This window comes from Pseudoxanthomonas sp. SGT-18, assembly GCF_003931645.1.
Taxonomy (GTDB): domain Bacteria; phylum Pseudomonadota; class Gammaproteobacteria; order Xanthomonadales; family Xanthomonadaceae; genus Pseudoxanthomonas.
The window spans coordinates 413,479-440,192 of sequence record NZ_RRYJ01000001.1; the positions used below are offsets into that span (position 1 = coordinate 413,479).

At 72.1% G+C, this 26,714-nt stretch carries 24 protein-coding genes; 13 read left to right on the top strand and 11 right to left on the bottom strand.

Annotation, left to right across the window (positions count from 1 at the left end; all coding sequences use genetic code 11):
- Nucleotides 1-52: 52 nt before the first annotated feature.
- From EIM47_RS01890 to EIM47_RS01920, 7 genes are all read left to right on the top strand, one after another.
- Nucleotides 53-2,098, top strand: a complete 2,046-nt coding sequence (locus EIM47_RS01890; RefSeq protein WP_125075912.1) for an ATP-dependent DNA helicase — start codon at nt 53-55, stop codon at nt 2,096-2,098.
- A gap of 44 nt (nt 2,099-2,142) precedes the next feature.
- Nucleotides 2,143-2,847, top strand: a complete 705-nt coding sequence (gene tsaB / locus EIM47_RS01895) for a tRNA (adenosine(37)-N6)-threonylcarbamoyltransferase complex dimerization subunit type 1 TsaB (RefSeq protein ID WP_019398423.1) — start codon at nt 2,143-2,145, stop codon at nt 2,845-2,847.
- 190 nt (nt 2,848-3,037) lie between these two features.
- On the top strand, nt 3,038-3,418 hold the full coding sequence (locus EIM47_RS01900) for a diacylglycerol kinase (RefSeq protein WP_125075914.1): 381 nt from the start codon (nt 3,038-3,040) through the stop codon (nt 3,416-3,418).
- A 27-nt stretch (nt 3,419-3,445) separates the two neighbouring features.
- Nucleotides 3,446-4,195: a TerC family protein gene (locus tag EIM47_RS01905; RefSeq protein ID WP_028914613.1), complete on the top strand. Its 750-nt coding sequence runs from the start codon at nt 3,446-3,448 to the stop codon at nt 4,193-4,195.
- Between the two features lie 76 nt (nt 4,196-4,271).
- Nucleotides 4,272-5,159 (top strand): prolipoprotein diacylglyceryl transferase, encoded by an 888-nt coding sequence (gene lgt / locus EIM47_RS01910; protein ID WP_028914614.1) that lies wholly within the window; start codon nt 4,272-4,274, stop codon nt 5,157-5,159.
- Nucleotides 5,156-5,950: a thymidylate synthase gene (locus EIM47_RS01915; RefSeq protein WP_125075915.1), complete on the top strand. Its 795-nt coding sequence runs from the start codon at nt 5,156-5,158 to the stop codon at nt 5,948-5,950. The genes lgt and EIM47_RS01915 overlap by 4 nt, the downstream gene beginning before the upstream one ends.
- Nucleotides 5,951-5,952: 2 nt before the next feature.
- Nucleotides 5,953-6,447: a dihydrofolate reductase gene (locus EIM47_RS01920; protein ID WP_125076100.1), complete on the top strand. Its 495-nt coding sequence runs from the start codon at nt 5,953-5,955 to the stop codon at nt 6,445-6,447.
- A 10-nt stretch (nt 6,448-6,457) separates the two neighbouring features.
- Here EIM47_RS01920 and EIM47_RS01925 read toward each other — a convergent pair whose 3' ends face one another.
- The 5 genes from EIM47_RS01925 to EIM47_RS01945 form a co-directional block, all read right to left on the bottom strand.
- Entirely contained in the window at nt 6,458-7,309 is an 852-nt protein-coding gene (locus EIM47_RS01925) for a symmetrical bis(5'-nucleosyl)-tetraphosphatase (RefSeq protein WP_019398417.1), read from the bottom strand.
- A 9-nt stretch (nt 7,310-7,318) separates the two neighbouring features.
- On the bottom strand, nt 7,319-7,705 hold the full coding sequence (gene apaG / locus EIM47_RS01930) for a Co2+/Mg2+ efflux protein ApaG (protein WP_028914617.1): 387 nt from the start codon (nt 7,703-7,705) through the stop codon (nt 7,319-7,321).
- An 89-nt stretch (nt 7,706-7,794) separates the two neighbouring features.
- On the bottom strand, nt 7,795-8,568 hold the full coding sequence (rsmA, locus tag EIM47_RS01935; RefSeq protein WP_019398415.1) for a 16S rRNA (adenine(1518)-N(6)/adenine(1519)-N(6))-dimethyltransferase RsmA: 774 nt from the start codon (nt 8,566-8,568) through the stop codon (nt 7,795-7,797).
- 50 nt (nt 8,569-8,618) lie between these two features.
- Nucleotides 8,619-9,995, bottom strand: a complete 1,377-nt coding sequence (locus EIM47_RS01940; RefSeq protein ID WP_019398414.1) for a sigma-54 dependent transcriptional regulator — start codon at nt 9,993-9,995, stop codon at nt 8,619-8,621.
- 52 nt (nt 9,996-10,047) lie between these two features.
- A complete protein-coding gene (locus EIM47_RS01945) occupies nt 10,048-11,652 on the bottom strand; it encodes an ATP-binding protein (protein ID WP_028914619.1) in 1,605 nt (534 codons plus the stop codon).
- Between the two features lie 174 nt (nt 11,653-11,826).
- Here EIM47_RS01945 and sucC point away from each other — a divergent pair, with 174 nt between their 5' ends.
- From sucC to EIM47_RS01960, 3 genes are all read left to right on the top strand, one after another.
- On the top strand, nt 11,827-12,993 hold the full coding sequence (gene sucC, locus EIM47_RS01950; RefSeq protein WP_019398412.1) for an ADP-forming succinate--CoA ligase subunit beta: 1,167 nt from the start codon (nt 11,827-11,829) through the stop codon (nt 12,991-12,993).
- 146 nt (nt 12,994-13,139) lie between these two features.
- Nucleotides 13,140-14,012, top strand: a complete 873-nt coding sequence (gene sucD, locus EIM47_RS01955) for a succinate--CoA ligase subunit alpha (protein WP_028914620.1) — start codon at nt 13,140-13,142, stop codon at nt 14,010-14,012.
- A 152-nt stretch (nt 14,013-14,164) separates the two neighbouring features.
- Nucleotides 14,165-15,802 (top strand): NAD+ synthase, encoded by a 1,638-nt coding sequence (locus EIM47_RS01960; protein WP_125075917.1) that lies wholly within the window; start codon nt 14,165-14,167, stop codon nt 15,800-15,802.
- A 74-nt stretch (nt 15,803-15,876) separates the two neighbouring features.
- Here the strand turns inward: EIM47_RS01960 and EIM47_RS01965 are convergent, their stop codons facing one another.
- Entirely contained in the window at nt 15,877-16,755 is an 879-nt protein-coding gene (locus EIM47_RS01965) for an outer membrane protein assembly factor BamD (RefSeq protein ID WP_037034306.1), read from the bottom strand.
- A 99-nt stretch (nt 16,756-16,854) separates the two neighbouring features.
- On the opposite strand from EIM47_RS01965, the gene rluD reads away from it, so the two are divergent.
- Nucleotides 16,855-17,835, top strand: coding sequence for a 23S rRNA pseudouridine(1911/1915/1917) synthase RluD (rluD, locus tag EIM47_RS01970; protein ID WP_028914622.1), 981 nt, complete (start codon nt 16,855-16,857; stop codon nt 17,833-17,835).
- Nucleotides 17,832-18,635 carry a peptidoglycan editing factor PgeF gene (pgeF, locus tag EIM47_RS01975; RefSeq protein ID WP_019398407.1) on the top strand — a complete coding sequence of 268 codons (804 nt, stop codon included), beginning with the start codon at nt 17,832-17,834 and terminating at the stop codon, nt 18,633-18,635. Before rluD ends, pgeF begins: the two co-directional genes overlap by 4 nt.
- 97 nt (nt 18,636-18,732) lie before the next feature.
- On the opposite strand, the gene EIM47_RS01980 is transcribed toward pgeF, so the two are convergent.
- The 5 genes from EIM47_RS01980 to EIM47_RS02000 form a co-directional block, all read right to left on the bottom strand.
- Complete coding sequence (locus EIM47_RS01980) at nt 18,733-19,497, bottom strand: DUF481 domain-containing protein (protein ID WP_125075921.1); 765 nt, start codon at nt 19,495-19,497, stop codon at nt 18,733-18,735.
- An 89-nt stretch (nt 19,498-19,586) separates the two neighbouring features.
- Nucleotides 19,587-20,954, bottom strand: a complete 1,368-nt coding sequence (gene otsA, locus EIM47_RS01985; protein ID WP_019398405.1) for an alpha,alpha-trehalose-phosphate synthase (UDP-forming) — start codon at nt 20,952-20,954, stop codon at nt 19,587-19,589.
- Complete coding sequence (locus tag EIM47_RS01990) at nt 20,951-22,744, bottom strand: glycoside hydrolase family 15 protein (protein WP_125075923.1); 1,794 nt, start codon at nt 22,742-22,744, stop codon at nt 20,951-20,953. The genes otsA and EIM47_RS01990 overlap by 4 nt, the downstream gene beginning before the upstream one ends.
- A gap of 30 nt (nt 22,745-22,774) precedes the next feature.
- Entirely contained in the window at nt 22,775-23,548 is a 774-nt protein-coding gene (gene otsB, locus EIM47_RS01995) for a trehalose-phosphatase (protein WP_026010477.1), read from the bottom strand.
- A gap of 68 nt (nt 23,549-23,616) precedes the next feature.
- Nucleotides 23,617-26,043, bottom strand: a complete 2,427-nt coding sequence (locus EIM47_RS02000) for a TonB-dependent receptor (protein ID WP_125075925.1) — start codon at nt 26,041-26,043, stop codon at nt 23,617-23,619.
- 206 nt (nt 26,044-26,249) lie between these two features.
- Here EIM47_RS02000 and EIM47_RS02005 point away from each other — a divergent pair, with 206 nt between their 5' ends.
- Complete coding sequence (locus EIM47_RS02005) at nt 26,250-26,669, top strand: DUF3574 domain-containing protein (protein ID WP_019398401.1); 420 nt, start codon at nt 26,250-26,252, stop codon at nt 26,667-26,669.
- The last annotated feature ends 45 nt before the right edge of the window (nt 26,670-26,714 follow it).

Consider the following 26,714-nt stretch of genomic DNA (forward strand, 5'->3'; position numbering starts at 1 on the left):
CCGCGGCGTACCCCGCCGCCGGCCGCGCCGGACCGTGCATCCTGCATCGACCATGTCCCTTCTTGCCCAGGCCAGCCGCGAGGCGCTCAGCGAAGGAGGCGCGCTCGCCGCGCGCCTGGACGGCTTCACCGCGCGCCCGGCGCAGCAGCGCCTGACCGCGGCGGTGGCCGAGGCGATCGAGCACCGCGACGTGCTGCTGGCCGAGGCCGGCACCGGCACCGGCAAGACCTACGCCTACCTGGTGCCGGCGCTGTTGTCGGGGCTGAAGACCATCGTCAGCACCGGTACCCGCGCACTGCAGGACCAGCTCTACCACCGCGACCTGCCGCGGGTGCGCGACGCCCTCGGCAAGGGCATCCGCAGCGCCCTGCTCAAGGGTCGCGCCAACTACCTGTGCCGCTACCGGCTGGAGCAGGCCAGGGGCGACGCGCGCTTCTCCAGCCCCGAGCAGGCCAGCCAGTTCCAGCGCATCGTCGCCTGGGCCGGGCGCACCCGCGCCGGCGACATGGCCGAGCTGGAATCCCTGCCGGATGATTCGCCGCTGCTGCCGCTGGTCACCTCCACGGTGGACAACTGCCTGGGCAGCGACTGCCCGTTCTGGGAGGAGTGCTTCGTGGTCCAGGCGCGGCAGCGCGCCCAGGCCGCGGACCTGGTGGTGGTCAACCACCACCTGCTGCTGGCCGACCTGGCGCTCAAGCAGGAGGGGTTCGGCGAGATCCTGCCCGGCGCCCAGGCCTTCGTGATCGACGAGGCGCACCAGCTGCCGGAGCTGGCCGCCAGCTTCTTCGGCGAAGGCTTCGGCATGCGCCAGATCCAGGAGCTGGGCCGCGACTGCCTGGCCGAGTGCAAGCAGACCACCGGCGCCACCGCGGTGGTGCAGGGGCCGGTGCGCGCGCTGGAGCAGGCCCTGCGCGAGCTGCGCGCGGCGATGGAGGCGCTGCCGCCGCGCGGCACGCGCTACCGCGCCCTGGCCCTGCCGGCGGTGGCCGATGGCTTCGACGTGCTGGCCGACGCGCTGGCCGCGCTGGAGCAGGCCATGGAGCCGCTGGCCGAAACCTCGCCCGGCTTCGAGGCCTGCGTCGCCCGTGCCCGCGACCTGGGCGAACGGCTGCAGCGCTGGCGCGATGGCGACGCCGCTTCCGATGCCTTTGCCGAACCGGCCGACGAGCAGGCCATGGTCGAGGCGGTGGCCGGCGAGGACGGGGCCGATGCCGAGGCCCTGGCCGCCGCGGCCGCGCGCGGCGGCGAGGTCTACTGGTACGAGCTGAGCGCGCGTGGCTTCCGCTGCCAGCGCACGCCGCTGGACGTGTCCGCGCCGCTGCGCCAGCACCGCGAGCGCTCGCACGCGGCCTGGATCTTCACCTCGGCCACCCTGGCGGTGGGCGGGGGCTTCACCCACATCGGCCGCAAGCTGGGCCTGTTCGATCCGCAGACCCTGCTGGAGCCAAGCCCGTTCGACTGGCAGCGCCAGGCGCTGTGCTACCTGCCGCGCAACCTGCCCGAGCCCAGCAGCCGCGAGTTCACCGCGGCCATGCTCGCCGCGGTGCGTCCGGTGCTGGAGGCCTCCGGCGGCCGCGCGTTCCTGCTGTTCGCCTCGCACCGCGCCCTGCGCGAGGCCGCCGCCGCGCTGGAGGGCGGGCCGTGGCCGCTGTTCGTGCAGGGCAGTGCGCCCAAGGTGGAGCTGCTGCGCCGCTTCCGCGAATCGGGCAACGGCGTGCTGCTGGGCTCGGCCACCTTCCGCGAGGGCGTGGACGTGGCCGGCGACGCCCTGAGCGTGGTGGTGATCGACAAGCTGCCGTTCGCCGCCCCGGACGACCCGGTGTTCGAGGCGCGGCTGGAGGCGGTGCGCCGGCGCGGCGGCAATCCGTTCCGCGACGAGCAGCTGCCGCAGGCAGTGATCGCGCTCAAGCAGGGCGTGGGCCGGCTGATCCGCAGCGAGACCGACCGCGGCGTGCTGGTGCTGTGCGACCCGCGCATCACCGGCAAGCCCTATGGCCGGGTGTTCATGCAGTCGCTGCCGCGCTTCGCGGTGACCCGCCGGATCGAGGACGTGCAGGCGTTCTTCGCCACCGCCGCGCCGGACGCCCCGCTGGACTAACCTGCAACCCCCGTTTCCCCGTTCCGCTGCCGAAGACCGCCCCGATGAAACTGCTCGCTTTCGAAACCGCCACCGAGGCCTGCTCGGTCGCGCTGTACCTGGACGGGGAAGTCCGCGAGCGCTTCGGCGTGGTGCCGCGCCGGCACGCCGAGCTGGCCCTGCCGTGGGCACAGGAACTGCTGGCCGAGGCCGGCATTGCCCGCGCGCAGCTGGACGCGATCGCCGTGGGCCGCGGCCCCGGCGCGTTCACCGGGGTGCGCCTGGCCATCGCCCTGGCCCAGGGCATCGCCCTGGCGCTGGAGCGCCCGCTGGTGCCGGTCTCGACCCTGCAGGTGCTGGCCGCCGGCGCCGCGGCCGACGGCCCGGACCGGATCCTGGCCGCGATCGACGCGCGCATGGGCGAGGTCTACGTCGGCGCCTACGAACGCGAAGGCGGGCGCCTGCGGGCGCTGGACCGCGAGCAGGTGCTGGCGCCGGAAGCGGTGCGGCTGCCGGTCGCCTCCGGAGCCTGGCAGGGCGTGGGCACCGGCTTTGCCGCCGCCGACGGCCTGCTCGCGCAGCGCCTGGCGGGCGAAATGGTCGCGGTCGACCCGGCCGCGCTGCCGCGCGCCGCGGTGCTGGCGCGCCTGGCCGCGAGTGCCTGCGAGGCCGGCGAGGCGGTGCCGGCCGAGCGGGTCGAACCGGCCTACCTGCGCGACAACGTCGCCCTGACCCTGGCCGAACAGCAGGCGCTGCGCGCCTCCAGGTGACCCGGCCGAACGGCCGGAGTGGCGGCTGTCCGTGGCCGGCGCCGCGCGCCCGCGCGGCGTGCCGGGGAGGGGTGTGGCAAAATTGGCGTTCCGTTGGCCCGCCACCGCCTGATGACGTCCCAGTTCCGGGCCCGGCCCTCCGGCCGGCTTCCATTGCCGCCGTACCCGCATCTCCCCGCAGGGCAAGCCCATGGCTGACGTGAGCGGCCACCTGCCCCGCGGCCCGCGCCGGATCCTGCAGGCCGCGCAATGGTCGCTGCAGGGACTGGCCGCGGCCTGGCGCCACGAGTCTTCGTTCCGCCTGGAGGTCTACCTGTTCGGGGTGCTGGCGCCGCTGGCGCTGTGGCTGGGCCGGGACGGGATCGAGCGCGCCCTGCTGCTCGGCTCGATGCTGCTGGTGCTGGCCGCCGAGCTGCTGAACTCCGCGATCGAGGCGGTGATCGAGCGCTACGGCCCGGAACACCACGAGCTGGCCGGCCGCGCCAAGGACATGGGCTCGGCCGCGGTGTTCGTGCTGATGCTCAACGTGCTGGCGTGCTGGGGCCTGGTCCTGGGCCCGCGCCTGCTGTGAACCCGCTTACCACTGGAAACATCCCCCATGAACCTTGAATTCCTGGCCGACCCGAACGTCTGGCTGACCCTGGTGACCCTCAGCGCGCTGGAGATCGTGCTGGGCATCGACAACCTGGTGTTCATCTCGATCGCGGTCGGCCGCCTGCCGCAGGAGAAGCGCGCCTTCGCCCGCAAGTTCGGCATCGCCGTGGCCTGCGTCACCCGCATCTGCCTGCTGGTCTCGCTGGCCTTCCTGGCGCGCATGCACACCGAGCTGTTCCACATCGGGCAGATGGGCATCTCGGTGCGCGACCTGATCCTGATCGTCGGCGGCGCGTTCCTGCTGGTGAAGGGCATCATGGAAATCCGCGAGCTGATCAGCGGCGGCCACGACGACGACCCGCGCACCACCAAGGCCTCGCAGGTGTTCTGGGTGGTGATCGCCCAGATCGCGGTGATCGACATCGTGTTCTCGCTGGACTCGGTGATCACCGCGGTGGGCATCGCCGACCACATCCCGGTGATGGTGGTGGCGGTGCTGGTGGCGGTGGCGATCATGCTGCTGGCGGCCAACCCGCTGGGCAACTTCATCGACGCCAACCCCACCATCAAGATGCTGGCCCTGGCCTTCATCCTGCTGGTCGGCGTGGTCCTGGTGCTGGACGGCTTCGACGTGCACGTGCCCAAGCCGTACATCTACTTCGCCATGGCCTTCTCGGTGATGGTGGAGATCCTGAACCTGCTCATGCGCCGGGTGGCGCGTGCCAAGCAGGTCCCGGGCGCGGGCGAGTTCTGAGCCGCGGTGCCCGGCCGCGGCGCCGGGCGGACCCGCCCTGTAATACAGTCCGACTCCGAACCCAGCGCGTGGCCCCATGATCGTCCTGCACCAGATCGACCCCATCGCCCTGAGCCTCGGCCCGTTCAAGGTGCACTGGTACGGGGTGATGTACCTGCTGGCCTTCGCCGCCGCGTGGTGGCTGGGCCAGCGCCGGATCGCCGCCGGGCGCCTGCCCGGAACCGACGCCAACGCCTACTCGGACCTGCTCTTCTACGGGATGCTCGGGGTGGTGCTCGGCGGCCGCCTGGGCTACGTGCTGTTCTACGCGCTGGGAGACGCCCTGCGCGACCCGCTGATGGTGGTGCGGGTGTGGGACGGCGGCATGAGCTTCCACGGCGGCCTGATCGGCGTGCTCATCGCCAGCTGGCTGTGGTCGCGCCGCCAGGGCCTGCACTTCTTCGACACCATGGACTTCGTCGCGCCGCTGGTGCCGCCGGGGCTGGGCTTCGGCCGGATCGGCAACTACGTCGGCGGCGAGTTGTGGGGCAAGTACACCGGCGGCGACTGGGGCGTGGTGTTCCCGTCCGGCCTGCCGGCCGAATACCAGGGCCTGGATCCGGCCGCGCTCAAGGCCCGCTTCGACGCCGGCGCGCTGGACGCGTTCGCGCGCCATCCCTCGCAGCTGTACCAGGCCTTCCTCGAGGGCCTGGTGATGTTCTGCGTGCTGTGGTGGTTCTCGCGCCGGCCGCGCCCGCGCTACGCGGTGGCCGGCATGTTCGCCCTGCTGTACGGCTGCTTCCGCTTCCTGGTCGAATTCGTGCGCGTGCCCGATGCCCAGATCGGGTACCTGGCCTTCGGCTGGCTGACCATGGGCCAGCTGCTGAGCCTGCCGCTGGTGCTGCTGGGCCTGTTCCTGCTGTGGCGCTCGCACGGCGCGCCGGTGCTGCGGCCGGCGCCCACCGCTGACGGAGGCAAGGCGTGAAGCAATACCTGGAACTGCTGTCCCACGTGCTGGAGCACGGCACCGACAAGCCGGACCGCACCGGCACCGGCACCCGCAGCGTGTTCGGCTGGCAGATGCGCTTCGACCTGGGCCAGGGCTTCCCGCTGGTCACCACCAAGAAGCTGCACCTGCGCTCGATCATCCACGAACTGCTGTGGTTCCTGAAGGGCGAGACCAACATCGCCTACCTGAAGGAGAACAAGGTCAGCATCTGGGACGAGTGGGCCGACGAGCACGGCGAGCTGGGCCCGGTCTACGGCAAGCAGTGGCGGCGCTGGACCGGCAGCGACGGCAGCGAGATCGACCAGGTCCGCTGGGTGGTCGAGGAGATCAAGCGCAACCCGGATTCGCGCCGGCTGGTGGTCAGCGCCTGGAACGTGGCCGACCTGCCGAAGATGGCGCTGATGCCCTGCCACACCCTGTTCCAGTTCTACGTGGCCGATGGCCGCCTGAGCTGCCAGCTGTACCAGCGCAGCGGCGACATCTTCCTCGGCGTGCCGTTCAACATCGCCAGCTACGCCCTGCTGACCCACATGGTGGCCCAGGCCACCGGGCTGGAAGTCGGCGACTTCGTCCACACCCTGGGCGACGCCCACCTGTACTCCAACCATTTCGAGCAGGCGCGCGAGCAGCTGGCGCGCGCGCCACGGCCGCTGCCCAAGCTCCGGCTCAATCCCGAAGTGCGCGACCTGTTCGCCTTCCGCTACGAGGACGTCGCCATCGAGGGCTACGACCCGCATCCGGCGATCAAGGCCCCGGTGGCGGTGTGAGCATGCGCGTCGCCCTGGTGGTGGCGATGGACCGCAACCGCGCCATCGGGCGCGGCAACGACCTGCCGTGGCGGCTGCCGGACGACCTCAGGCGCTTCAAGGCCCTGACCCTGGGCACGCCGGTGCTGATGGGCCGGCGTACCGCCGAATCGCTGGGCCGCGCGCTGCCGGGCCGGACCAACCTGGTGCTGACCCGCAGCGGCGCGGTGCCGTTCGAGGGCATGCAGCCGGTGGCTTCGTTGGAGCAGGCGCTTGGGCTGGCGCGCGTGCAGGGCGCTGGAGCCCTCAGCGTGATCGGCGGTGGCGAGGTCTATGCGCTGGCCCTGCCGCTGGCCACCGACCTGCACCTGACCCTGGTCGACACCGTGGTCGAGGACGCGGACACCTTCTTCCCGGAATGGGACCAGGCGCAGTGGCGGGAAGTCGCGCGCCAGGCGCATGCGGCCGACGCGCGCCACGCCCACGCCTTCCAGTTCGTCGACTACCGCCGCCGCTGAGCGGGCCGGCTCATTCCTTGCGCAGGTGCGGCGGGATCGCCGACACGTCGCGGCCGGGAACCTGCTTGACGCACAGTTCGTCGCCGTCCAGGCGCAGCGCGGTGAGCTTGCCGCCCCAGACCGCGCCGGTGTCGATCGCGTGCACGTTGCGGGCGATGGTCAGGCCCAGGGTGGACCAGTGGCCGCAGACGATCTTCAGGTCGCGCGGGGCATGGCCCGGGGCCTCGTACCACGGGTACAGGCCGGGGGCCTGGCTGCCCGGCGGGCCCTTCTCGTCGATCGCGATGCGCCCGCGCGGGGTGCAGTAGCGGGCGCGGGTGAACCAGTTGATGATCGCGCGCCAGCGGTCCTGGCCGCGCAGGCCCGGCGACCAGTGCGGCTTGTCGCCGTACATGTTGCGCAGCAGGCCGCGGTAGCCGTCGCCGCGCAGCTGGCGTTGCACCTCGTTGGCCAGCTGCTCGGCCATCTGCGTGGTCCACTGCGGCGCCAGCCCGGCGTGCACCATCAGCCAGCCCAGTTCGCGGTCCACGTGCACCAGCTTCTGCCGGCGCAGCCAGCCCAGCAGTTCGCCGGCGTCGTCGGCCAGCACCACCCGCTGCAGGTCCGGGTTGACCTTGCGCTTCTCCGCCAGCGGGCGTTCGCCGATGGCCAGCAGCGAAAGGTCGTGGTTTCCCAGCACCACCACGCTGTGCTCGCGCAGCGAATGCACCAGCCGCAAGGTCTCCAGCGACTGCCCGCCGCGGTTGACCAGGTCGCCGCAGAACCACAGGGTGTCCGCGGCCGGGTCGAAGTTGATCTTCTCCAGCAGGCGCTGGGTGGCGTCGTAGCAACCCTGCAGGTCGCCGATGGCCCAGGTGGTCATCCGGCGGCCTCAGTGCAGCGTCCGTGGGACGGTCAGCAGGAACGGGGCGATCGGCGCGTCGAAGCGCGTGCCGTCGGCGGCCAGCATGTCGTAGCTTCCCTGCATCGACCCGTCCCCGGTCTCCAGCACCACGCCGGAGGTGTACTCGAAGTCCTCGCCCGGTTCCAGCCACGGCTGCTCGCCGACCACGCCCTCGCCGTGCACTTCCTCGGTGCGGCCGTGGCCGTCGGTGATGGTCCAGTGCCGCGCCAGCAGCTGCGCGGCCACGCTGCCGCGGTTGCGGATGCGGATGGTGTAGGCGAACACGTAGCGGTCGGCGTCGGGTTCGGACTGGTCTTCCAGGAACCGCGGGGCGACTTCGACCTCGATCGCGTAGGGCGTATCGGAGCGGGACATGGCGACAGTGTAAGCGAACGCCGCGTGATGCCGGGGGCACAAGATCGCGCGTGCCGGCGTCCGCCGCAAGCGCGGCGTCCGCGCACGCCTCAGGCGTTGGCCAGGCGCACGAAGCCGGCGACGTCGACCTGCTCGGCGCGGTCGTCGGCGCTGACCCCCGCGGCCTCGAACTGTTCCGGCGTGCACACGTCGCGCAGGGCGTTGCGCAGGGTCTTGCGGCGCTGGCCGAAGGCCGCGCGCACCACGTGGGCGAAGCGGTCGCGGTCGGCGATGCCGATCGTGGCCGGGTCGCGCGGCACCAGCCGCACCACCGCCGAGTCGACCTTGGGCGCGGGGCGGAACGCGCCCGGCGGCACCACGAACAGCGGCTGCACCTGGCAGTACGCCTGCAGCATCACGCTCAGCCGGCCGTAGACCTTGCTGCCAGGCGCGGCACCCATGCGGTCGACCACTTCCTTCTGCAGCATGAACACCATGTCCCGGATCGCAGCGGCGTGGTCCAGGGCATGGAACAGGATCGGCGAGGAGATGTTGTAGGGCAGGTTGCCGGCCAGCTTGATCCGTCCGCCGCCGGCCAGGGCGGTCAGGTCCACCTGCAGCACGTCGCGGTGGATGATCTCCAGCTGGCCGACCGGGGCCGCCATGTCGGCCAGCGGGCCGACCAGGTCGCGGTCGAACTCGATCACGGTCAGCGCGCCGTGGCGGCGCAGCAGCGGCAGGGTCAGCGCGCCCTGGCCGGGACCGATCTCGACCACCCGGTCGCCGGGGCGCGGGTCGATGGCCTGGACGATGCGCTCGATGTAGCGGGCGTCGTGCAGGAAGTTCTGGCCCAGCGATTTCTTCGGCGTGTGGCTCGTGGTCATGCGCCATTATCGCCGCTGGCGCGGCGCGCGGGGGAGGCGGCGCGGCCGCCTCAGTCCATGCCCAGCTTCTTGAGCTTGTAGCGCAGGGCGCGGAAGGTGATGCCCAGCTGCGCCGCGGCGCGGGTCTTGTTCCAGCGGTTGTCCTCCAGCGCCTTCTGGATCGCGGCCCGCTCCAGCTGCTCGATGTAGGAGGGCAGGGCGCCGCCGGCCGGCTCCAGCGCCGGTTCCGGGGCGGCCGCGGCCGGCGCCGTGGCGGTGCGCATCGGCGCCTGCGGCAGGTGCAGGTCGGCGACCTCGATGCGGTCGCCCTCGGCCAGGGCCAGGGCGCGCTCGAGCACGTTCTCCAGTTCGCGCACGTTGCCCGGGAAGGGGTAGCGCGCCAGCGCCGCCAGCGCGGCCTCGGCCAGCTCCGGCGCCTCCCGGCCCTGGCCCGCGGACAGCCGCGCCAGGATCGCGTTGGCCAGCTGCGGCAGGTCGGCGGTGCGCTCGCGCAGCGGCGGCACCCGCAGCTCGATCACGTTGATGCGGTAGTACAGGTCGTGACGGAAGCGGCCCTCGGCCACCAGCCCGGCCAGGTCCTTGTGGGTGGCCGAGAGGATGCGCACGTCCACTGGCACCTCGCTGGCCGCGCCCACCGGGCGCACCGACTTCTCCTGGATCGCGCGCAGCAGCTTGACCTGCATCGCCAGCGGCAGCTCGGCCACCTCGTCCAGGAACAGGGTGCCGCCGCTGGCGGCCTGGAACAGGCCGGGCTTGTCGGCGTGGGCGCCGGTGAAGCTGCCCTTCTTGTGGCCGAAGAACTCGCTTTCCATCAGCTCGGCCGGGATCGCGCCGCAGTTGACCGGCACGAACGGCCCGGCCGCGCGCGCGCCCTGCTCGTGGATGGTGCGCGCCACCAGCTCCTTGCCCACGCCGGATTCGCCGAGGATGTACACCGGCGCCTGGCTGCGGGCGACCTTGGCGATGGTCGCCCGCAGGGCCTGCATCGCCGGGGAATCGCCCAGCAGGCGGCTGGCCTGCTCGGCCGGCGGCGGGGGCGGGGCCGGGCGCTCGGCGTTGTTGAGCTCCAGCGCGTGCCGCACCAGGCCGCGCAGCACGTTGATGTCCACCGGCTTGCTGACGAAGTCGAAGGCGCCGGCCTTCAGCGCCTCCACCGCCAGGTCCATGTTGCCGAAGGCGGTGATCATGGCCACCGGCGTCTGCGGGTACTTGCGCGCGATCTCGCCGACCAGCTCGATGCCGCTGCCGTCGGGCAGGCGCATGTCGGTGAAGCACAGGTCGTAGCGCCGGGACGCCAGCAGCTCGCGCGCCTCGGCCAGGTTGGCCGCCGTATCCACGCGCAGTCCCATCCGCCCGAGGGTCAGGACCAGCAGCTCGCGGATATCGCGTTCGTCGTCGACGATCAGGGCGCTGCGGGTTTGGGTCATGGCGGGGAACGATAGCCGACTCTTTCGCGCGTGACCAAGTAGGTGATGCCGGTCACACGGCGAGCATGCCCATCGGGCCGGGCAGGGTGATCCGGAAACAGGCGCCGCCGCCCGGCGGGGGAACGTGGCGCAGCGTGGCCTGGTTGGCGCGCGCCAGCTCGCCGGCGATGTACAGGCCCAGGCCGGTGCCATGCTCGGAGGTGGTGAAGAACGGGCGGAACAGCTGCGCCGCCGCGGCCTCGGGGATGCCGGGACCGTGGTCGAGCACCTCGACCACGGCGTTGCGGCCCTCGCTGGCGACCTGCACCCGCACCCGTGCCGGCTCGTCCGGCAGGCGCCCGTAGCGCAGCGCGTTCTGCACCAGCGCGGTGAGGATCTGCTGCAGGTGCGCCGGGTCGACCAGGGCCGGCACCGGGGTGTCCGGCAGCGCCGCCTCCACGGTGTCCGTCTCCAGCGGCAGGGTGCCGCGGTAATCGTCGACGAAACGCCGGACGAAGGCGCGCAGGTCCACGTGCTCGGGCTTGGCGCGCTCGCGCCGGGCCAGGCCCAGCACGTTCTCGACGATGCCGTTGGTGCGCAGGCATTGCTGGTGGATGATCTGCAGCAGGCGGCGGTCGCCCTCGTCCATGCCGCGCGATTCCTGCAGCAGCTGCACCGCGTAGCTGATCGCCGCCAGCGGGTTGCGGATCTCGTGGGCCAGGCTGGCGGAGAAGCGGCCCATCGCCGCCAGGGTCAGGGATTCGGCGCGGCGCGAGACCACGGTGGCGTCGTCCAGGAACACCAGTGCCAGGTCGCTGTCGGCCAGCAGGCGGGCGAAGCGCGGCTGGATCTCCGGCTGGTCCGGGCGCAGCTGCAGCGGGCCGGCGTCGGCCTCGCCGCCCTCGCGCCAGCGCTGCAGCCGGCGCGCCAGTTCCGGCGCGGCGCTGGCCAGGCGGCCGCCGTCGGGGTCCGGGGCGGCGTCGCCCAGCAGCATCAGCGCCGCTTCGTTGGCCAGGGTGATGCGGTTGTCACCGTCGACCACCAGTACCCCCGTGCGCATGCGCCGGATGATCAGCTCGTTGATCTCCACCAGGTTGGCGACCTGGGCGCTGCGGGTGGCGGCCAGCTGCAGGCTGGCGCGGGCGCGCTGGCCGATCTGGTGGCCCAGCCAGCCCAGTGCCAGGTAGCTGGTGACGAACATGGTCAGTTCCGCCAGCGGGCGTGGGGGCGGGCCGTCGCTGCCCAGGACCGACCAGGCGTATTCGCCGACCAGCGCCAGCGAGGCCAGCACCGCCACCGCCAGGCCCTGGCGCAGGCGCAGCAGCATGGCCGCGGCGGCCACGTTGAACAGCAGCATCATGGCGATGCCGGCGCCGACCCCGGGCAGGGCATGGGTGGCCAGCGCCGCGGCCAGGATGTCGATGCAGCTGCCGGTGAGCACCAGCGGCGCCAGCCAGCGCTCGTCGCGGCCCAGCACCAGCAGCACCCCCGCGGCGACGATGTAGCCGGCGGCCACCGCGTAGGCCAGGGGCGCGTCCACCGGCCCGGCCAGGTCGCGCAGCGGGCTGAAGGCCAGGGCGGCGATCAGTCCGGCCTCCAGTACCCGGTACAGGCCGAAGGCGTGCAGTTCGCGCCGCGGGATGGATTCGATCCGGTCGATCAGCGAAGGGTGCGGCAAGCGGGACTCCCCGGTCGGGCTCGGCGTCAGTATAGGAACGGTGCGTTGGCGGGGCGGTTTTGCACGCCCGCCCCGCCATCGGCGACAATATCGCCCCCGCCCGGCACGTCCCGGGGCCGTTTCCGGCCCTTTCCCGCCTGCCACCGGCGGCCGTTCCCCACCCATTGGTGAAGCATGAATTTCCACGAGTACCAGGCGAAACAGCTTTTTGCCGACTATGGCATCCCGGTTCCGGCCGGACGCGTCGCGTCCACGGCCGATGAAGCGGTCGAGGCCGCCAAGTCCCTGGGCGACGGCCCCTGGATGGTGAAGGCGCAGATCCACGCGGGCGGTCGCGGCAAGGCCGGCGGCGTGAAGTTCTGCAAGACCCTCGACGACGTGAAGGCCGCCGCCGGCAAGATGCTCGGCACGAAGATGGCGACCTACCAGTCGGCGGGCGTGGCCCTGCCGGTGAACCTGGTGCTGGTGACCACCGCCGGCGAGATCGTCAAGGAGCTGTACCTGTCGGTGCTGGTCGACCGCGGCACCAAGTCGATCACCTTCATCGCCTCGTCCGAGGGCGGCATGGACATCGAGCAGGTGGCCGCCGAGACCCCGGACAAGATCCACACCCTCAACGTCGATTTCGTCGAGGGCGTGCAGCCGTACCAGGGCCGCGAGATCGGCTTCAAGATGGGCCTGAACGCCAAGCAGGCCAACCAGCTGGCCCACATCATGGGCGCCCTGTACAAGCTGTTCAACGACAAGGACCTGTCCCTGGTCGAGCTGAACCCGCTGGCGATCCTGGACGACGGCAACCTGTACGCCCTGGACGGCAAGGTCAACTCCGACGACAACGCGACCTTCCGCCACAAGGACCTGGCCGCGATGCGCGACGTCAGCCAGGAGGACGAGACCGAGGTCCTGGCCAGCAAGTACGACCTGAACTACGTGACCATGGACGGCAACATCGGCTGCATGGTCAACGGCGCCGGCCTGGCGATGGCCACCATGGACGTGATCGCGCTCAACGGCGGTTCGCCGGCCAACTTCCTCGACGTCGGCGGCGGCGCGACCAAGGAGCGCGTCACCGAGGCCTTCAAGCTGATCCTGTCCTCGGACAAGGTCAAGGCGATCTTCGTCAACATCTTCGGCGGCATCGTCCGCTGCGACATGATCGCCGAGGGCATCATCGCCGCGGTCAAGGAAGTCGACGTCAAGGTCCCGGTCGTGGTCCGGCTGGAAGGCACCAACGTCGAGGCGGGCAAGAAGCTGCTGGCCGAGTCCGGCCTGGCCATCACCCCGGCCGACGACATCAACGACGGCGCCAAGAAGGCCGTCGCCGCCGCTGCCGCCGCCTGATCCGCCCTGGCGGTTCGCGGAACCGGCGTGAATCCCGGCCGGCCCCCTGAGCCAGGGGGCGGCCCGCCGCGAAGCGGCGCGGCGCAGGCCGGGGAGGCGCGCCCCGGGAGCCGGCAACCAACAAGAATTTCGAGGACTTCAAGACAATGTCCGTTCTGATCAACAAGAACACGAAGGTGATCGTGCAGGGCTTCACCGGCCAGCAGGGCACCTTCCATGCCACCCAGATGGTGGAGTACGGCACCCAGGTCGTCGGCGGCGTGACCCCCGGCAAGGGCGGCACCACCCACATCGAGCTGCCGGTGTTCAACACCGTGCGCGAGGCGGTCGACGCCACCGGCGCCGATGCTTCGGTCATCTACGTCCCGCCGCCGTTCGCGGCCGACGCGATCCTCGAGGCGGCCGCGGCCGGCATCAAGGTCATCGTCGCCATCACCGAGGGCATCCCGGTGCTGGACATGCTGCGCGTGAAGAACGTGCTCAAGCAGCACCCCGACGTGGTCCTGGTCGGCCCGAACTGCCCGGGCATCATCACCCCGGGCGAGTGCAAGATCGGCATCATGCCGGGCCACATCCACATGCCGGGCAAGATCGGCATCGTCTCGCGCTCGGGCACCCTGACCTACGAGGCGGTCAAGCAGACCACCGCCGCGGGCCTGGGCCAGTCCACCGTCATCGGCATCGGCGGCGACCCGATCAACGGCCTGAACTTCGTCGACTGCCTCAAGCTGTTCAACGAGGACCCGCAGACCGAGGGCATCATCATGGTCGGCGAGATCGGTGGCGACGCCGAGGAAGCCGGTGCGGCCTACATCAAGGAGCACGTGAAGAAGCCGGTGGTCGGCTTCATCGCCGGCGCCTCGGCCCCTCCGGGCAAGCGCATGGGCCATGCCGGCGCGATCGCGTCGGGCGGCTCGGGCACCGCCGAGGGCAAGTTCAAGGCCATGGAGGCCGCCGGCGTGAAGACCGTCCGCTCGCCGGGCGACCTGGGCGCCGCGATCGCCTCGCTGCTCAAGTAATACCCCCACCGTTTCCGACGGTGGAGCGAAGGCCGCCTCCGGGCGGCCTTCGCGCGTCCGGGCCCCGGGTTTCCCGCGCACCGGGCCCGGCCGATGCAGGATGCCCACGCCGCGCCGGTATCATGGGCCATCCCCAACACGGCCCCCCGTCCATGAAGGATTCGCTGCGCATCGCGCTGGCCCAGTTCGACTTCCCGGTCGGCGCCGTCGCCGCCAACGCCGAACGGATCGCGGCGATGATCGCCGAGGCCCGCGACGAATACGGCGCGGACATCGTGCTGTTCCCCGAACTGGCGATCAGCGGTTACCCGCCGGAGGACCTGCTGCTGCGGCCCTCGTTCCTGGCCCAGTGCCACCGCGACCTGGAACGGATCGCCGCCGGCGTGCACGGCATCACCGCGGTGGTGGGCTGGCCGGAGTCTGCCGGCAGCGTGCTGTACAACGCCGCCAGCGTGCTGCGCGACGGCCGCATCGAGGCCACCTACCGCAAGCGCGAGCTGCCCAACTACGCGGTGTTCGACGAGCGCCGCTACTTCGAGGTCGACCCCGACGGCGGCCCCTGCGTGTTCGAGGTCGGCGGCGTGCCGGTGGGCGTGGTGGTGTGCGAGGACCTGTGGTTCCCCGAGCCGATGGCGGCCACGGTCGAGGCCGGCGCACAGCTGGTGCTGGTGCCCAACGCCTCGCCGTTCGAGCGTGGCAAGCACGCCCAGCGCGACGCCCTGCTGGCCGAGCGCACCCGCGACACTGGCGCGGCGGTGGCCTACCTCAACCTGGTCGGCGGCCAGGACTCGCTGGTGTTCGACGGGGCCTCGGTGGTGGCCGACGGCGACGGCACCGTGCACCCGGCCGCGGCCGCGTTCACCGACCAGTGGCTGGTGGTGGACTACGACACCGCCGGCCGCCGCTTCACCCCGGTGCAGTGGATGGACGACGGCGACGAGAGCATGGACGCGCTGGCCTGGCGCGCGATCGTGCGCGGGATCCGCGACTACTGCGGCAAGAACGGCTTCCGGCGCGCCTGGCTGGGGCTGTCCGGCGGCATCGACTCGGCCCTGGTGCTGGCCCTGGCGGCCGAGGCCCTGGGCCCGGACAACGTCACCGCGGTGCGCCTGCCCTCGCGCTACACCGCCGGCCTGTCCAACGACCTGGCCGCCGAGCAGTGCGCGGCACTGGGCGTGCGCCTGGAGACGATCCCGATCGAGCCGGCCTTCACCGGCTTCCTGCAGTCGCTGGAGCAGGTGTTCGCCGGGCAGGAGAGCGACACCACCGAGGAGAACCTGCAGTCGCGCAGCCGCGGCGCGATCCTGATGGCCCTGTCCAACAAGTTCGGCGGGCTGTTGCTGACCACCGGCAACAAGAGCGAGTACGCGGTCGGCTACGCCACCATCTACGGCGACATGTGTGGCGGCTACGCGCCGCTGAAGGACCTGTACAAGACCGAGGTGTTCGGCCTGGCCAAGTGGCGCAACACCGTCGGCGGCGCGCCGGTGATCCCGCCGGCGGTGATCAGCCGCCCGCCCTCGGCCGAGCTGCGCGCCAACCAGCTGGACCAGGACTCGCTGCCGCCCTACGACGTGCTCGACGGCATCCTCTACCGCTACGTCGACCAGGAGCAGTCGCGCGAGGAGATCGTTGCCGCCGGCTATGCCGCCGAGGTGGTGGACCGGGTCCTGCGCCTGGTGCGGACCAGCGAATGGAAGCGGCAGCAGGCCGCGCCGGGACCGAAGGTCTCGCGGCGCGCGTTTGGGCGCGAGCGCCGCTACCCGATCAGCAACGGCTTCACCGGCTGAGGCCCCACCGGCACACGCAAAAAAAGAAGGGCGCATCCGCGGATGCGCCCTTCCTCGTCGCGGGACCCCGTTGTTCAGCGGCGCGAGGCGTCGCGCTGGCCGGTGGTCGGCGAGCGCTCGCCGGCGAACGGATTGAGCTTGCGGATGGCCCACGGGTACTTCGGCCAGTCGCCGCTCAGGTAGGGGTGCGAGGGCTGGTTCAGGCGCAGCACGCGCGCGGCGTCCTCGGCCAGTTCCGGTTGCCCCAGGTTGCGGTAGGACTCGGCCAGGGCGGCGACGGCGTCGTACTGGTAGTCGCTCTGCGGATAGGTCTCGAGGATGTACTTGGCGCGGCCGATCGCCGACAGCCAGGCGCCGCGGCGCATGTAGTACAGCGCGATGTCCATCTCGTGGCGCGCGAACACGTTGCGCAGGACCACCATGCGCTGGCGCGCGTCGGCGGCGTAGCGGCTGTTCGGGTAGCGCTGGGCGACGGTGTTGAAGTCCTCGTAGGCCTGCTGCGGCGAGGACAGGTCGCGGCGGCTGGGGTCCAGCGACCACACCCGCTGCATGAACACCGCGTCGCGGTTGGAGTTGGACAGGCCGCGCAGGTAGTAGAAGTAGGCGATGTTGCGGTGGGTCGGGTAGGTGCGGATGAAGCGGTCGATGGTGGAGACCGCGTCGTCGTGCTTGCCGGCCTTGTACTGGGCGTAGGCGGTTTCCATCAGCGCCTGCTCGGTGTACGGGCCGTAGGGGTACTGCGCGACCAGGCGCCTGAACACCAGCTCGGCGCTGGCCCAGTTGCCGCGCTCCATGTGGTGGTGGCCCTTCTCGTACAGTTCGGCGACCGGCCTGCCTTCGTCGGCATCCTTCTTGGTCTTGTTGCGCCCGCAGCCGGTGGCCAGCAGGGCCACGAGCACGAGCAGGGCCACCAGGCGGAGGACGGAGAGGCTGGAACGGGGGCTTAGGGCCATCGGGGAGGGCATGCCGGGGAAATCGGAAGGGCCGATGATAGCCTAGTGGCCTGTCCGGCGACTGACTTCGCCTGCCCGGACCCCGAACCGAAGCCCCCGATGTCCCACACTTCCGACGCCCCCCGCCAGGCCATCGTCCCCGACGAGGCCGCCGGCCGCCGTTTCGACGCCGTGCTGGCCGAACTGTTCCCCGAATACTCCCGCTCCCGCCTGGCCGCCTGGATCAAGTCCGGCGATGCCCTGCTGGACGGCCAGGCCGCGCGCCCGCGCGACCCGGTCAAGGGCGGCGAGACCGTGACCCTGGCCGCGGTGGCCGAGGTCCAGACCGAGGCGGTGGCCGAGGACATCCCGCTGGACATCCTGTACGAGGACGAGCACCTGTTCGTGCTCGACAAGCCCGCCGGACGGGTGGTCCATCCCGGCGCCGGCAACCCGGCCGGCACTCTGGTCAACGCCCTGCTGCACCGCGATCCGGGCCTGGCCGCGCTGCCGCGGGCCGGCATCGTCCACCGCCTGGACAAGGACACCAGCGGGGTGATGGTGGTGGCCCGCACCCTGCCGGCGCACACCGGACTGGTGGCGAAGCTGGCCGCGCGCGAGGTGCACCGGCAGTACCTGGCGGTGGTGGTCGGCGCCCTGGTGTCGGGCGGCACCGCCGACGCGCCGATCGACCGCCATCCGCGCGACCGCCTGCGCATGGCCGTGCGCGAGGACGGACGCGAGGCGGTCACCCACTACCGGCTGCGCGAGCGCTTCCGCGCCCATACCGCGCTGGAATGCCGCCTGGAAACCGGCCGCACCCACCAGATCCGCGTGCACATGCAGCACCTGCGCCACCCGATCGTCGGCGATCCGCTGTACGGCGGCCCGCTGAAGCTGCCGCGCGGCGCCAGCGACGAACTGGTCGGGCGCCTGCGCGGGTTCGGCCGCCAGGCCCTGCATGCCGAGGTGCTGGAGTTCGAACACCCGGTCAGCGGCGAACCGGTGCGGGTGGCGGCGCCGCTGCCGGCGGACATGCTCGACCTGCTGCGGGTGCTGCGCGAGGACACCCGCCGCTGGGAGGAGAACCAGCGGCGATGACGGCGGGCGGCGGCGGCCACGGCGGCGCGCGCGATCCGGCCATCCTGGAAGCGGACTGGCCGGCGCCGCCGGGCGTGCATGCCTTCACCACCCTGCGCCATGGCGCGGGCGGCTCGGCCGCGCCGTTCGCCAGCTTCGACCTGGGCGCGCGCAACGGCGACGACCCGGCCGTGGTCGCGGCCAACCGCGCCGAACTGCGCCGCCGCCGTGGCCTGCCCTCGGCGCCGCACTGGCTGCGCCAGGTGCACGGCACCGCCGTGCTGCGCTTCGACCGGCCGCTGCAGGCGCCGCTTCCCACCGAGGCCGAGCCGGAGGCCGACGCGGCCACCACGGCGGTCCCCGGCGTGGTGCTGGCGGTGCTGACCGCCGACTGCCTGCCGGTGGTGCTGGCCGCCGCCGACGGCAGCGAGGTCGCGGTGGCCCATGCCGGCTGGCGCGGGCTGGCCGCCGGGGTGCTGGAGGTGACCGTCGCCGCCATGCATGCCGCCCCGGGACGGCTGCTGGCCTGGCTCGGCCCGGCGGCCGGGCCGCAGGCCTACGAGATCGGGGCCGAGGTGTTCGACGCCTTCGTCGGCGCCGATCCGCAGGCCGCGGAGGCGTTCGTCCCCACCCGGCCCGGCCACTGGAAGGTCGACCTCTACGCCCTGGCCCGGCGCCGCCTGGGCGCCGCCGGGTTGGCACCGGGCGCGATCCACGGCGGCGGGCTGTGTACGATCAGCGACCCGGAACGGTTCTATTCGCACCGGCGCGAGCAGCGCACCGGGCGCATGGCCACGCTCGCCTACATCGCCCCGCGCTGAGTCGCGCCCGGGCGCCTCCGCAACCACCTGCGCTTCCTCGCGGCCCGCGTCCGCGCCGCCGCCCCGCGCGCCGGCCGGGGCGGCAGTGCGGGCCAGCTCAGCGGAAGTTGTAGACCAGGTTGACCGTGGTCAGGGTGTCGGTGCGGCGGGTGGCCGGGTCCTCGACCTCGGTGTTGTGCCGCGCCTGCAAGCCGGCCTTGAGCGCGAAGCGCTCGTTCATCGCCACCGACACGCCGAAGTCGTTCTGGGCGAAGGTGTTGTCCTTGCCGGACTCGACCAGCAGGGTGTTGAACAGCTCGGTGTTGGCGGTGAGCTGGTGGCGCAGGTCGAGCAGGCCGCGGCCGATCAGGCTGCTTTGCACCTCGCCGTCCAGCGCGGTGCGGGCGCGGCGGTAGCCGGGGCCGATTTCGCCGGTGAGCTTGGTGCGCTCGCTGTCGATGAAGCGGCTGCCGAAGCCGATGGCCAGGGTGCCCTGGTAGTCGTAGGAGGAGAAGTCGTCGCGCTCGTAGCGGCCGTTGGCCGAGACATGGTGGCGCGGGCTGAAGCGGTAGGCACTGGAGCCGGAGACGTCGTAGCGGTTGGCGCTGGTCTCGTAGTGGCGTTCCTCGACGCCGTCGCCGTCCACGTCGCTCTCGACCTCGGCGCGCGAGCGCAGCGCCGACAGGGTGAAGCCGTTCTTCCAGCGCTCCTCCTCGCGCGAGAAGCGCAGGCGCGTGTTGAGGCTCTCGGAGCGGGAATTGCCGCGGGCCATGGCCAGGCCGAGCTCGCCGGTGCCGGTCCAGCCTTCCGGTTGGGCCGGTTGCTGGGCGGAAGCCGCCAGCGGCAGCAGGGAAACGAACAGCAGGGCGGGGACGCGACGCATGGGGGAGGACCTCCTGGGGAGCGGAAAGACGCGCGCCGGCATGCCGGCGCGAAGGTCCAATGATGCCGATCGCGGCTGACGCCAGCCTGTCAGGTCGACTCCAGCACCGCCAGGTACTCCTTGCGCCAGGCGTGGATGTCGTGCTTGAGCAGGTGCTCCATCATCGCGTGCCAGCGTTCCTTGCGCCGCGCCAGCGGCATGGTCGCGGCGGTGGCGATGGCGTCGGCGACGCCGTCCAGGTCGTGCGGGTTGACCAGCAGCGCCTCCTTCAGCTCCTGCGCCGCGCCCGCCAGCAGCGACAGCACCAGCACGCCGGGGTTCTCCGGGTCCTGCGAGGCCACGTATTCCTTGGCCACCAGGTTCATGCCGTCGCGCAGCGGCGTCACCAGGCCGACCCGCGCGGTGCGGTAGAACCCGGTCAGGGTGGCGTGCGGGAAGTTGCGGTTGACGTAGCGCAGCGGGGTCCAGTTCGGCGCGGCGTGGGCGCCGTTGATGTGCCCGGCGATCTGCTCCAGCTGGCTGCGCAGGGTGCGGTACTCGCTGACGTCGGCGCGCGACAGCGGCGCGATCTGCAGGTAGGTCAGGGTGCCCTTCTGGTCCGGGTGCCGCTGCAGGTAGCGCTCGAAGCCGTGGAAGCGCTCGGGCAGGCCCTTGGAGTAGTCCAGCCGGTCCACGCCGATCGCCAGCAGGCGGTCCTCCAGGCTGGTGCGCAGGCTGCGTACCGCCGGCTTGGCCGACGCGGCCGCGGCCTGGCGCGCGATCTGCGGGGTGTCGATGCTGATCGGGAACGCCCCGGTGCGGAAGCGGCGCCCGCCGGGCGCCTCCAGCAGGCCGGGGCCGATGATCTTGCCGCCGCCGTACAGGCGCACGTAGGACTGGAAGCGGTCGTTGTCGCGCTGGGTCTGGAAGCCGAGCAGGTCGTAGGAATACAGCGGCGAGAACAGGCGCTGGTGGTCCGGCACCGCCATCAGCAGGTCGGCCGAGGGCACCGGCACGTGCAGGTAGAAGCCGATGCGCGCGCCCACCCCGCGCTCGCGCAGCAGCGCCGCCAGCGGGATCAGGTGGTAGTCGTGCACCCACACCGTGTCGTCGTCGCGCAGCAGCGGCGCCAGGCGGTCGGCGAACATGGCGTTGACCCGGCGGTAGCCCTCGCGGGTGGCGCGGTCGTAGTCCACCAGGTCCAGGCGGAAGTGCAGCAACGGCCACAGCGTGCGGTTGGCGAAGCCGTTGTAGTAGGCGTCCAGGTCGGGGCGGTTGAGGTCCATGGTCACGTAGCGGATGCCGTCGGCCTCCTGCTCGTGGACCTCGCCGCTGTTGCCGCGCACGGTCTTGCCGCTCCAGCCGAACCACACGCCGCCGCGCTCGGACAGCGCCGCCTGCAGGGCCACGGCCAGGCCGCCGGCGCGGTTCTCGCCGGGGACGGCGACGCGGTTGGAAACAACGACCAGACGGCTCATGAGGCCTCCTGCCAGGAACGCGAAAGCCGCATCGCGGCGATGATCAGGCCCACGTGCGAGTAGGTCTGCGGGAAGTTGCCCCAGCCCTCGCCGCTGTCGAAGGCCATGTCCTCCGAGAGCAGGCCCAGGTGGTTGCGGCGCGCCAGCACGCGCTCGAACAGCTCGCGCGCCTCGTCCATGCGCCCGGTCGCGGCCAGCGCGTCGATGTACCAGAAGGTGCAGATGGTGAAGCTGGTTTCCGGCGCGCCGAAGTCGTCCGGCGCCACGTAGCGGAACACGCCGTCGCCGTGGCGCAGCTCGCGGCCGATGGCCTCGACCGTGGCCACGTAGCGCGGGTCGTCGGCCTCGACGAAGCCGATGTCGGCCAGCAGCAGCAGCGAGGCGTCCAGGTAGTCGCTCTGGAACGAGGCGCTGAAGTGGTTGGCCTCCGCGCGCCAGGCGCGCTCCAGGGTGGTCTTGCGGATGGTGTTGGCGCGCAGCCGCCAGTAGTCCACCCGTTCCTGCAGGCCCAGCTGCGCCGCGATCTTGGCCAGGCGGTCGCAGGCGGCCCAGCACATGGCGGCGGTGTAGGTGTGCACCTCGGCGCGGCCGCGGAACTCCCACAGTCCGGCGTCGGGCACGTCGTACAGGGCGAACGCGCGCTCGCCCAGCGGCTCCAGGCGGGCGAAGGTGTGCGCGTCGCCGGGGTCGGCCAGGCGCTGGTCGAAGAACAGCTGGGTCGAGGCCAGGACCACGCTGCCGTACACGTCGTGCTGCTTCTGGATCCAGGCCAGGTTGCCGCGCCGCACCGGGCCCATGCCGCGGTAGCCGGCCAGCGAGGGCACCTCGACCTCGTCCAGGCGGTCCTCGAAGCCGATCCCGTACAGCGGCTGCAGGCTGCCGTCGTGGCTGGCGATGTTGAAGATGTAGCGCAGGAACTCCTCCATGCTGCGGGTCGCGCCCAGGCGGTTGAGCGCGCGCACGACGAAGGCCGCGTCGCGCAGCCAGCAGTAGCGGTAGTCCCAGTTGCGGGTGGTGCCGGGCGCCTCCGGGATGGAGGTGGTCATGGCCGCGATGATCGCGCCGCTGTCCTCGTACTGGCACAGCTTGAGGGTGATCGCGCTGCGGATCACCGCATCCTGCCACTCCAGCGGGATCGACAGGTAGCGCACCCACTCGCGCCAGTACTCGCGGGTGCGGGTGATCGCCTCCTCGACGTAGCCGGTGAGCGAGCGCCCCATCGGCTCGTCCGGGCCCAGCACCAGGTGCATGCGGTGGGTCAGCACGAACGGCAGCGAGTCGCGCACGAAGCGCACCGGCACGTCGGTGGTCAGGCGCAGGGTGAAGTGCGGCAGCAGCCAGCGGATGTGGTTGCTGCCCCAGGTCGACTCGGGCACGCGCGCGCCCCAGTCGGCCAGCGGCCGCACCCGCACCCGGATGCGCGGGTTGCCGGACAGCGGGGTGATCCGGCGGATGATCGACACCGGCCGGTAGAAGCGCCCGTTCTGGCGCCAGCGCGGGGCGAAGTCGACGATCTCCAGCGAGCCGCCGTTGCGGTCGTGCAGCACGGTGCGCAGGATCGCGGTATTGGGCTCGTAGCGCTGCTCGGAGCGCTCGAAGTCCTCCAGCTCGATGGAGAAGTCGCCGCCTTCCTGCCCGCATGGCGACAGCAGCGCGCAGAAGGCCGGGTCGCCGTCGAACGAGGGCAGGCAGCTCCACACCACCCGTCCGCGCTTGTCCACCAGCGCGCCGAAGCTGCTGTTGCCGATCACGCCAAGCTCGAGGTTGGCGTCGTGTACGTTGATGTCCATTGCCTGTCCCGTGATTCGGCGGTACCGGGGCTACCGCGGGCCGACCTCCCCTTTTGCCGCATTGGCGATGAGCCAGGCGTGCACGTCGGCGGTGCGGGCCAGGGCGTGGGTCGCCGCGCTCGGTTCCCGCTGGCCGACCAGCACGCTCCAGCCGCCGGCGCGGTTGGCCGCGGCGAAGCCGTATTCGTCGGTGAGGTCGTCGCCGACGAACACCGGCACCCGCCCGCGGAACGCGGGCTGGGCCATCATCCGTTCCAGCGCCCGGCCCTTGTCGCTGCCGCAGGGCACGAACTCGACCACGTGGTCGCCCGGCTGCAGGCGGTAGCCGGGCAGGCGGGCGAGGTGCTCGCGCGCGAACGCGGCGACCTCCGGGCCGAAATGCGGCGCGGCGCGCCAGTGCAGGGCCAGGCTCACGCCCTTGTCCTCCACCAGCACGCCCGGGCGCGAGGCGGCCATCGCCAGCGCCTGGCGGTGCAGTTCGTGCAGCAGGGCGGAGGTGTCCTCGGGAATGTCCGGATCGGCGCCGGCGGCATGCCGGAACTGGTGCCCGTGCAGGCCGGCGGCCGGCAGCCGCAGCGGCGCGAACAGCGCGTCCAGCTGCGCCAGCGGACGCCCGCTGACCAGCGCGACCGCGCCGTGCAGGCGCCGGCTCAGGCGGCCGATGGCCTCGCGTACCTCGGGCAGCACGTGCACCGCGGCGGGGTCCGCGGTGAACTCCACCAGGGTGCCGTCGACGTCGAGGAAGAGCGCGCAGTCGTCGCCTAGCGCGGGTGGTGATGGACGGGATGGCGTCTCGTCGACCATGCACCCATTGTGCACGAACTGCCCGTGAGGGGCAGGTCGGCAGCGCCGCGGCCACGCGCCGCGACGCCTCAGAACGCGTAGCGCACGCGGCCGTACAGGTAGCGGCCGTTGCTGCCGAGCGGCGAGAGCACGTCGTAGGGCAGGTTGCCGAAGTAGTGGATGTCCTCGTTGGAGCGGTCCGGGTAGGCGTCGGTGAGGTTGCTGCCGCCGAGGGCCAGGCTCCAGCCCGGGGCGGGCGCGTACTCGACCTCGGCGTCCAGCTGCCATTCGGCGCCGTAGCGCTGCTCCGGCTGGAAGCCGCCGCCGAAGTCGAACACCCGCCTGGCGCTGCCGTGGCGCTGCACGCGCGCCAGCAGGTTCCAGCGGTGGCCGGCCCAGCTGGCGCTGAGGAGCGCGCGGGTGCGCGGCGCCGCGTCGGTGAGGGTGTTGCGTTCCTCCACCCCGAACAGCACGTAGGACGGATCCAGCGCCGACAGCTGCGGCGGGGTGGCGACGATGTGCTCCAGTTCGGTCTTCGCGTAGCTCCAGGCGCCGGTCAGCAGCAGGCGGCCACCGGCCAGGTGGTCGCGCCAGTTGGCCACCAGCTCGGCGCCGCGGGTGCGGGTGTCGGCGGCGTTGACGAAGAACTGCGCGCTCTCCAGGGCGGGGACGTCGAAGTTGGCGGCGACGAAGGCGGCCAGCGCGTCGCCGGTGATGGCCTCGGACAGGGCGATGCGATCGTCGATCTCGATCTGGAACAGGTCCAGCGACAGGTCGAGGCGTTCGCCGATGCGCGCGGCCAGGCCCAGGCCGAGGTTGTGCGACTGCTCCGGGTCGAGGTCGCGCGCGCCAAGGGCGCGGGCGATCGGGTTGGCCACCGCCAGCAGCCGGCCCTGCACCAGCTGCCCGGCGGCGTTGTAGCCGGTGCTGGTGGACTCGAAGCCGACCTGCGCCAGCGACGGCGCGCGGAAGTTGCTGGACAGCGTGCCGCGCAGTGCCAGCCGCGGGGTGAACGCGTGGCGCGCGGCGAGCTTGCCGGTGAACTGGCCGCCGAAGTCCTGGTAGTGCTCGTAGCGCGCGCTGAGGTCGGTGCTGAACGCCTCGCCGAAGGACGAGGACACGGTGGCGTAGGCGCTGGCCACCTCGCGGCGGAGGTTGGCCTGGTCCTGCGGGGTGAGGCCGCCACCGGCCTGGGCGCCGGCCGGGCGGTCGCGGTATGGGCCGGCGGCGTAGCTGGCCGGGTCGCCGGCGCCGGTCTGGTAACGCTCGGCGCGGAACTCGGCACCCAGGGCCAGCACGTGGTCCGCACCGGCGCCGGCGAAGCCGCGGCTGAAGTCCAGGTTGGCCAGGGTCTGGGCGAAGCGGTAGTCGGCCACGCGGAAGCGGGTGGGGCTGTCCGGACCCAGCGAGGCGTTGAGCGATTCGCGCAGCCGGTAGGTGAACTCGTTGGCACCATGGTCGAGGCTGGCGTCGTAGTCCCAGGCGCCGAGGCGGCCGCGCACGCCGGCCACCAGGCCGACGTCGAGGTTCTCGCCGACCGAAACCGGGCGGTAGCCGTGTGGATACACCTGCGGCCAGTTGGCCTCGCCTTCCGGGTAACGGTAGTAGTTGGCGCCCTCGGTATCGCGCTGGTGCCAGGTGCCGAAGCCGTACAGCGCGGCGTCGCCGGGCAGCGGCAGTTCGGCGTTGAACCAGCCGTCCAGCTGCCTGGAGTCGCCGTCGCCGAGGTGGTAGTTGCGGCGGCCTTGCACGGCGAGGTTGGCCGGGGTCTGGTCCCAGGGCGGAACCTGGTCGAAGCCGGCGCGGTTGGTGGCATTGCGCTGCTGGTAGCCGGCGCCCAGGCGCAGGAAGCCGCCGTCGCCCAGGGCGATGCCGGCCTGGCCATGGGCATGGCCAGTCTGGCCGTCGCTCAGGCGGCGCCCGATCGGCTCCAGCCGGGTGTGGTGCAAGCCATAGCCGGCCTCCAGGGCGCCGCCTTCGGCGCCGCCGGCGAGGATGATGTTGACCACTCCGGCCACCGCGTCCGATCCGTACTGGGCGCCGGCGCCATCGCGCAGCACCTCGATCCGCGCCACCGCGCCGACCGGGATGGCGTTGAAATCGACCGGCGTGGTGCCGCGGCCGATCTTGGAGTCGGTGGACACCACGGCGCTGGTGTGGCGGCGGCGCCCGTTGACCAGGACCAGCACCTGGTCCGGCGAGAGCCCGCGCAGCTGCGCCGCGCGCACGTGGTCGGCGCCGCCGGAGTTGGACTGGCGCGGGAAGTTGAACGAGGGCAGCAATGCCTGCAGCGCGCTGCCCAGTTCGCCGGACGGGCCCGTGGCGCGGCGCAGGTCCTCGGCGGTGAGCACGTCCACCGGCGAGGTGGACTCCAGCACGGTGCGGTCGCTGGCGCGGGTGCCGGTGACGATGACCTGGTCCAGGGTGGTGGCGGCGACGGGCGCCTGCGCGGCGGCGGTCGCGGGCAGGGCGAGGGTCAGGACGAGGGCGAGGCGGGTGCGGGAATGGGCGGACATGCGGCGGCCTGCTCGGGGATCCTTATATCCATCCGGATGGAGCGATAGGATAGGCGCGTCCTTCGCGGCCACGAGGCGTGGGATCGGCATCAGCACATGACGGCGGGTTATTTCCGTCGCAGGATGGGCTGCCGACACGCTTCGCGCCCTGGTTTCCTGGAGCTGCCATGCATCGTGTCCCCTGCCTTGCGCTGTTGCTTGCCGTGATGCTCCCGGCCTGCGCCGGTGCGCCGGCGGTGGGGCCGCGGCTGCAGGGCGATGCTACGCGCCCGGCCGAGGCCGCCGGCTGGGTGCGCAGCGAGCTGTATTTCGGCGTGGGCCGCGAAGATGGCCCCTCCACGCGGCCGCAGACCGACGCCATCGACGAGGCGCGCTGGCGCCGCTTCCTGGACGAGGAAGTCACCCCGCGCTTTCCCGACGGCCTGACCGTGCTCGATGCCTACGGCCAGTGGCTGTTCCGCGGCGACGCCGAGCCGCAGCGGCTGCGCAGCAAGGTGCTGGTGGTCCTGCACGAGGACACGCCGCAGCGCCGCGCCGATATCGAGGCCATCCGCCTGGCCTGGAAGCGGGCCACCGGCCACCAGTCGGTGCTGTGGTCGCGGCAGCCGGCCGAGGTTTCCTTCTGACCGGCGCGTGCCGGTCCCGCGATGCACGACCGTCCCGTCTCCACC

Coding starts and splice junctions, on each gene's coding strand:
- EIM47_RS01980 (WP_125075921.1), bottom strand. CDS start 19,497: ATGCGTCGCGTCCCCGCCCTGCTGTTCGTTTCCCTGCTGCCGCTGGCG.
- EIM47_RS01960 (WP_125075917.1), top strand. CDS start 14,165: ATGAAGGATTCGCTGCGCATCGCGCTGGCCCAGTTCGACTTCCCGGTC.
- EIM47_RS01905 (WP_028914613.1), top strand. CDS start 3,446: ATGAACCTTGAATTCCTGGCCGACCCGAACGTCTGGCTGACCCTGGTG.
- EIM47_RS01890 (WP_125075912.1), top strand. CDS start 53: ATGTCCCTTCTTGCCCAGGCCAGCCGCGAGGCGCTCAGCGAAGGAGGC.
- EIM47_RS01940 (WP_019398414.1), bottom strand. CDS start 9,995: ATGACCCAAACCCGCAGCGCCCTGATCGTCGACGACGAACGCGATATC.
- sucC (WP_019398412.1), top strand. CDS start 11,827: ATGAATTTCCACGAGTACCAGGCGAAACAGCTTTTTGCCGACTATGGC.
- EIM47_RS02000 (WP_125075925.1), bottom strand. CDS start 26,043: ATGTCCGCCCATTCCCGCACCCGCCTCGCCCTCGTCCTGACCCTCGCC.
- EIM47_RS01900 (WP_125075914.1), top strand. CDS start 3,038: ATGGCTGACGTGAGCGGCCACCTGCCCCGCGGCCCGCGCCGGATCCTG.
- EIM47_RS01990 (WP_125075923.1), bottom strand. CDS start 22,744: ATGGACATCAACGTACACGACGCCAACCTCGAGCTTGGCGTGATCGGC.
- otsA (WP_019398405.1), bottom strand. CDS start 20,954: ATGAGCCGTCTGGTCGTTGTTTCCAACCGCGTCGCCGTCCCCGGCGAG.
- rsmA (WP_019398415.1), bottom strand. CDS start 8,568: ATGACCACGAGCCACACGCCGAAGAAATCGCTGGGCCAGAACTTCCTG.
- apaG (WP_028914617.1), bottom strand. CDS start 7,705: ATGTCCCGCTCCGATACGCCCTACGCGATCGAGGTCGAAGTCGCCCCG.
- tsaB (WP_019398423.1), top strand. CDS start 2,143: ATGAAACTGCTCGCTTTCGAAACCGCCACCGAGGCCTGCTCGGTCGCG.
- rluD (WP_028914622.1), top strand. CDS start 16,855: ATGTCCCACACTTCCGACGCCCCCCGCCAGGCCATCGTCCCCGACGAG.
- EIM47_RS02005 (WP_019398401.1), top strand. CDS start 26,250: ATGCTCCCGGCCTGCGCCGGTGCGCCGGCGGTGGGGCCGCGGCTGCAG.
- EIM47_RS01920 (WP_125076100.1), top strand. CDS start 5,953: ATGCGCGTCGCCCTGGTGGTGGCGATGGACCGCAACCGCGCCATCGGG.
- EIM47_RS01965 (WP_037034306.1), bottom strand. CDS start 16,755: ATGGCCCTAAGCCCCCGTTCCAGCCTCTCCGTCCTCCGCCTGGTGGCC.
- lgt (WP_028914614.1), top strand. CDS start 4,272: ATGATCGTCCTGCACCAGATCGACCCCATCGCCCTGAGCCTCGGCCCG.
- otsB (WP_026010477.1), bottom strand. CDS start 23,548: ATGGTCGACGAGACGCCATCCCGTCCATCACCACCCGCGCTAGGCGAC.
- pgeF (WP_019398407.1), top strand. CDS start 17,832: ATGACGGCGGGCGGCGGCGGCCACGGCGGCGCGCGCGATCCGGCCATC.
- sucD (WP_028914620.1), top strand. CDS start 13,140: ATGTCCGTTCTGATCAACAAGAACACGAAGGTGATCGTGCAGGGCTTC.
- EIM47_RS01925 (WP_019398417.1), bottom strand. CDS start 7,309: ATGACCACCTGGGCCATCGGCGACCTGCAGGGTTGCTACGACGCCACC.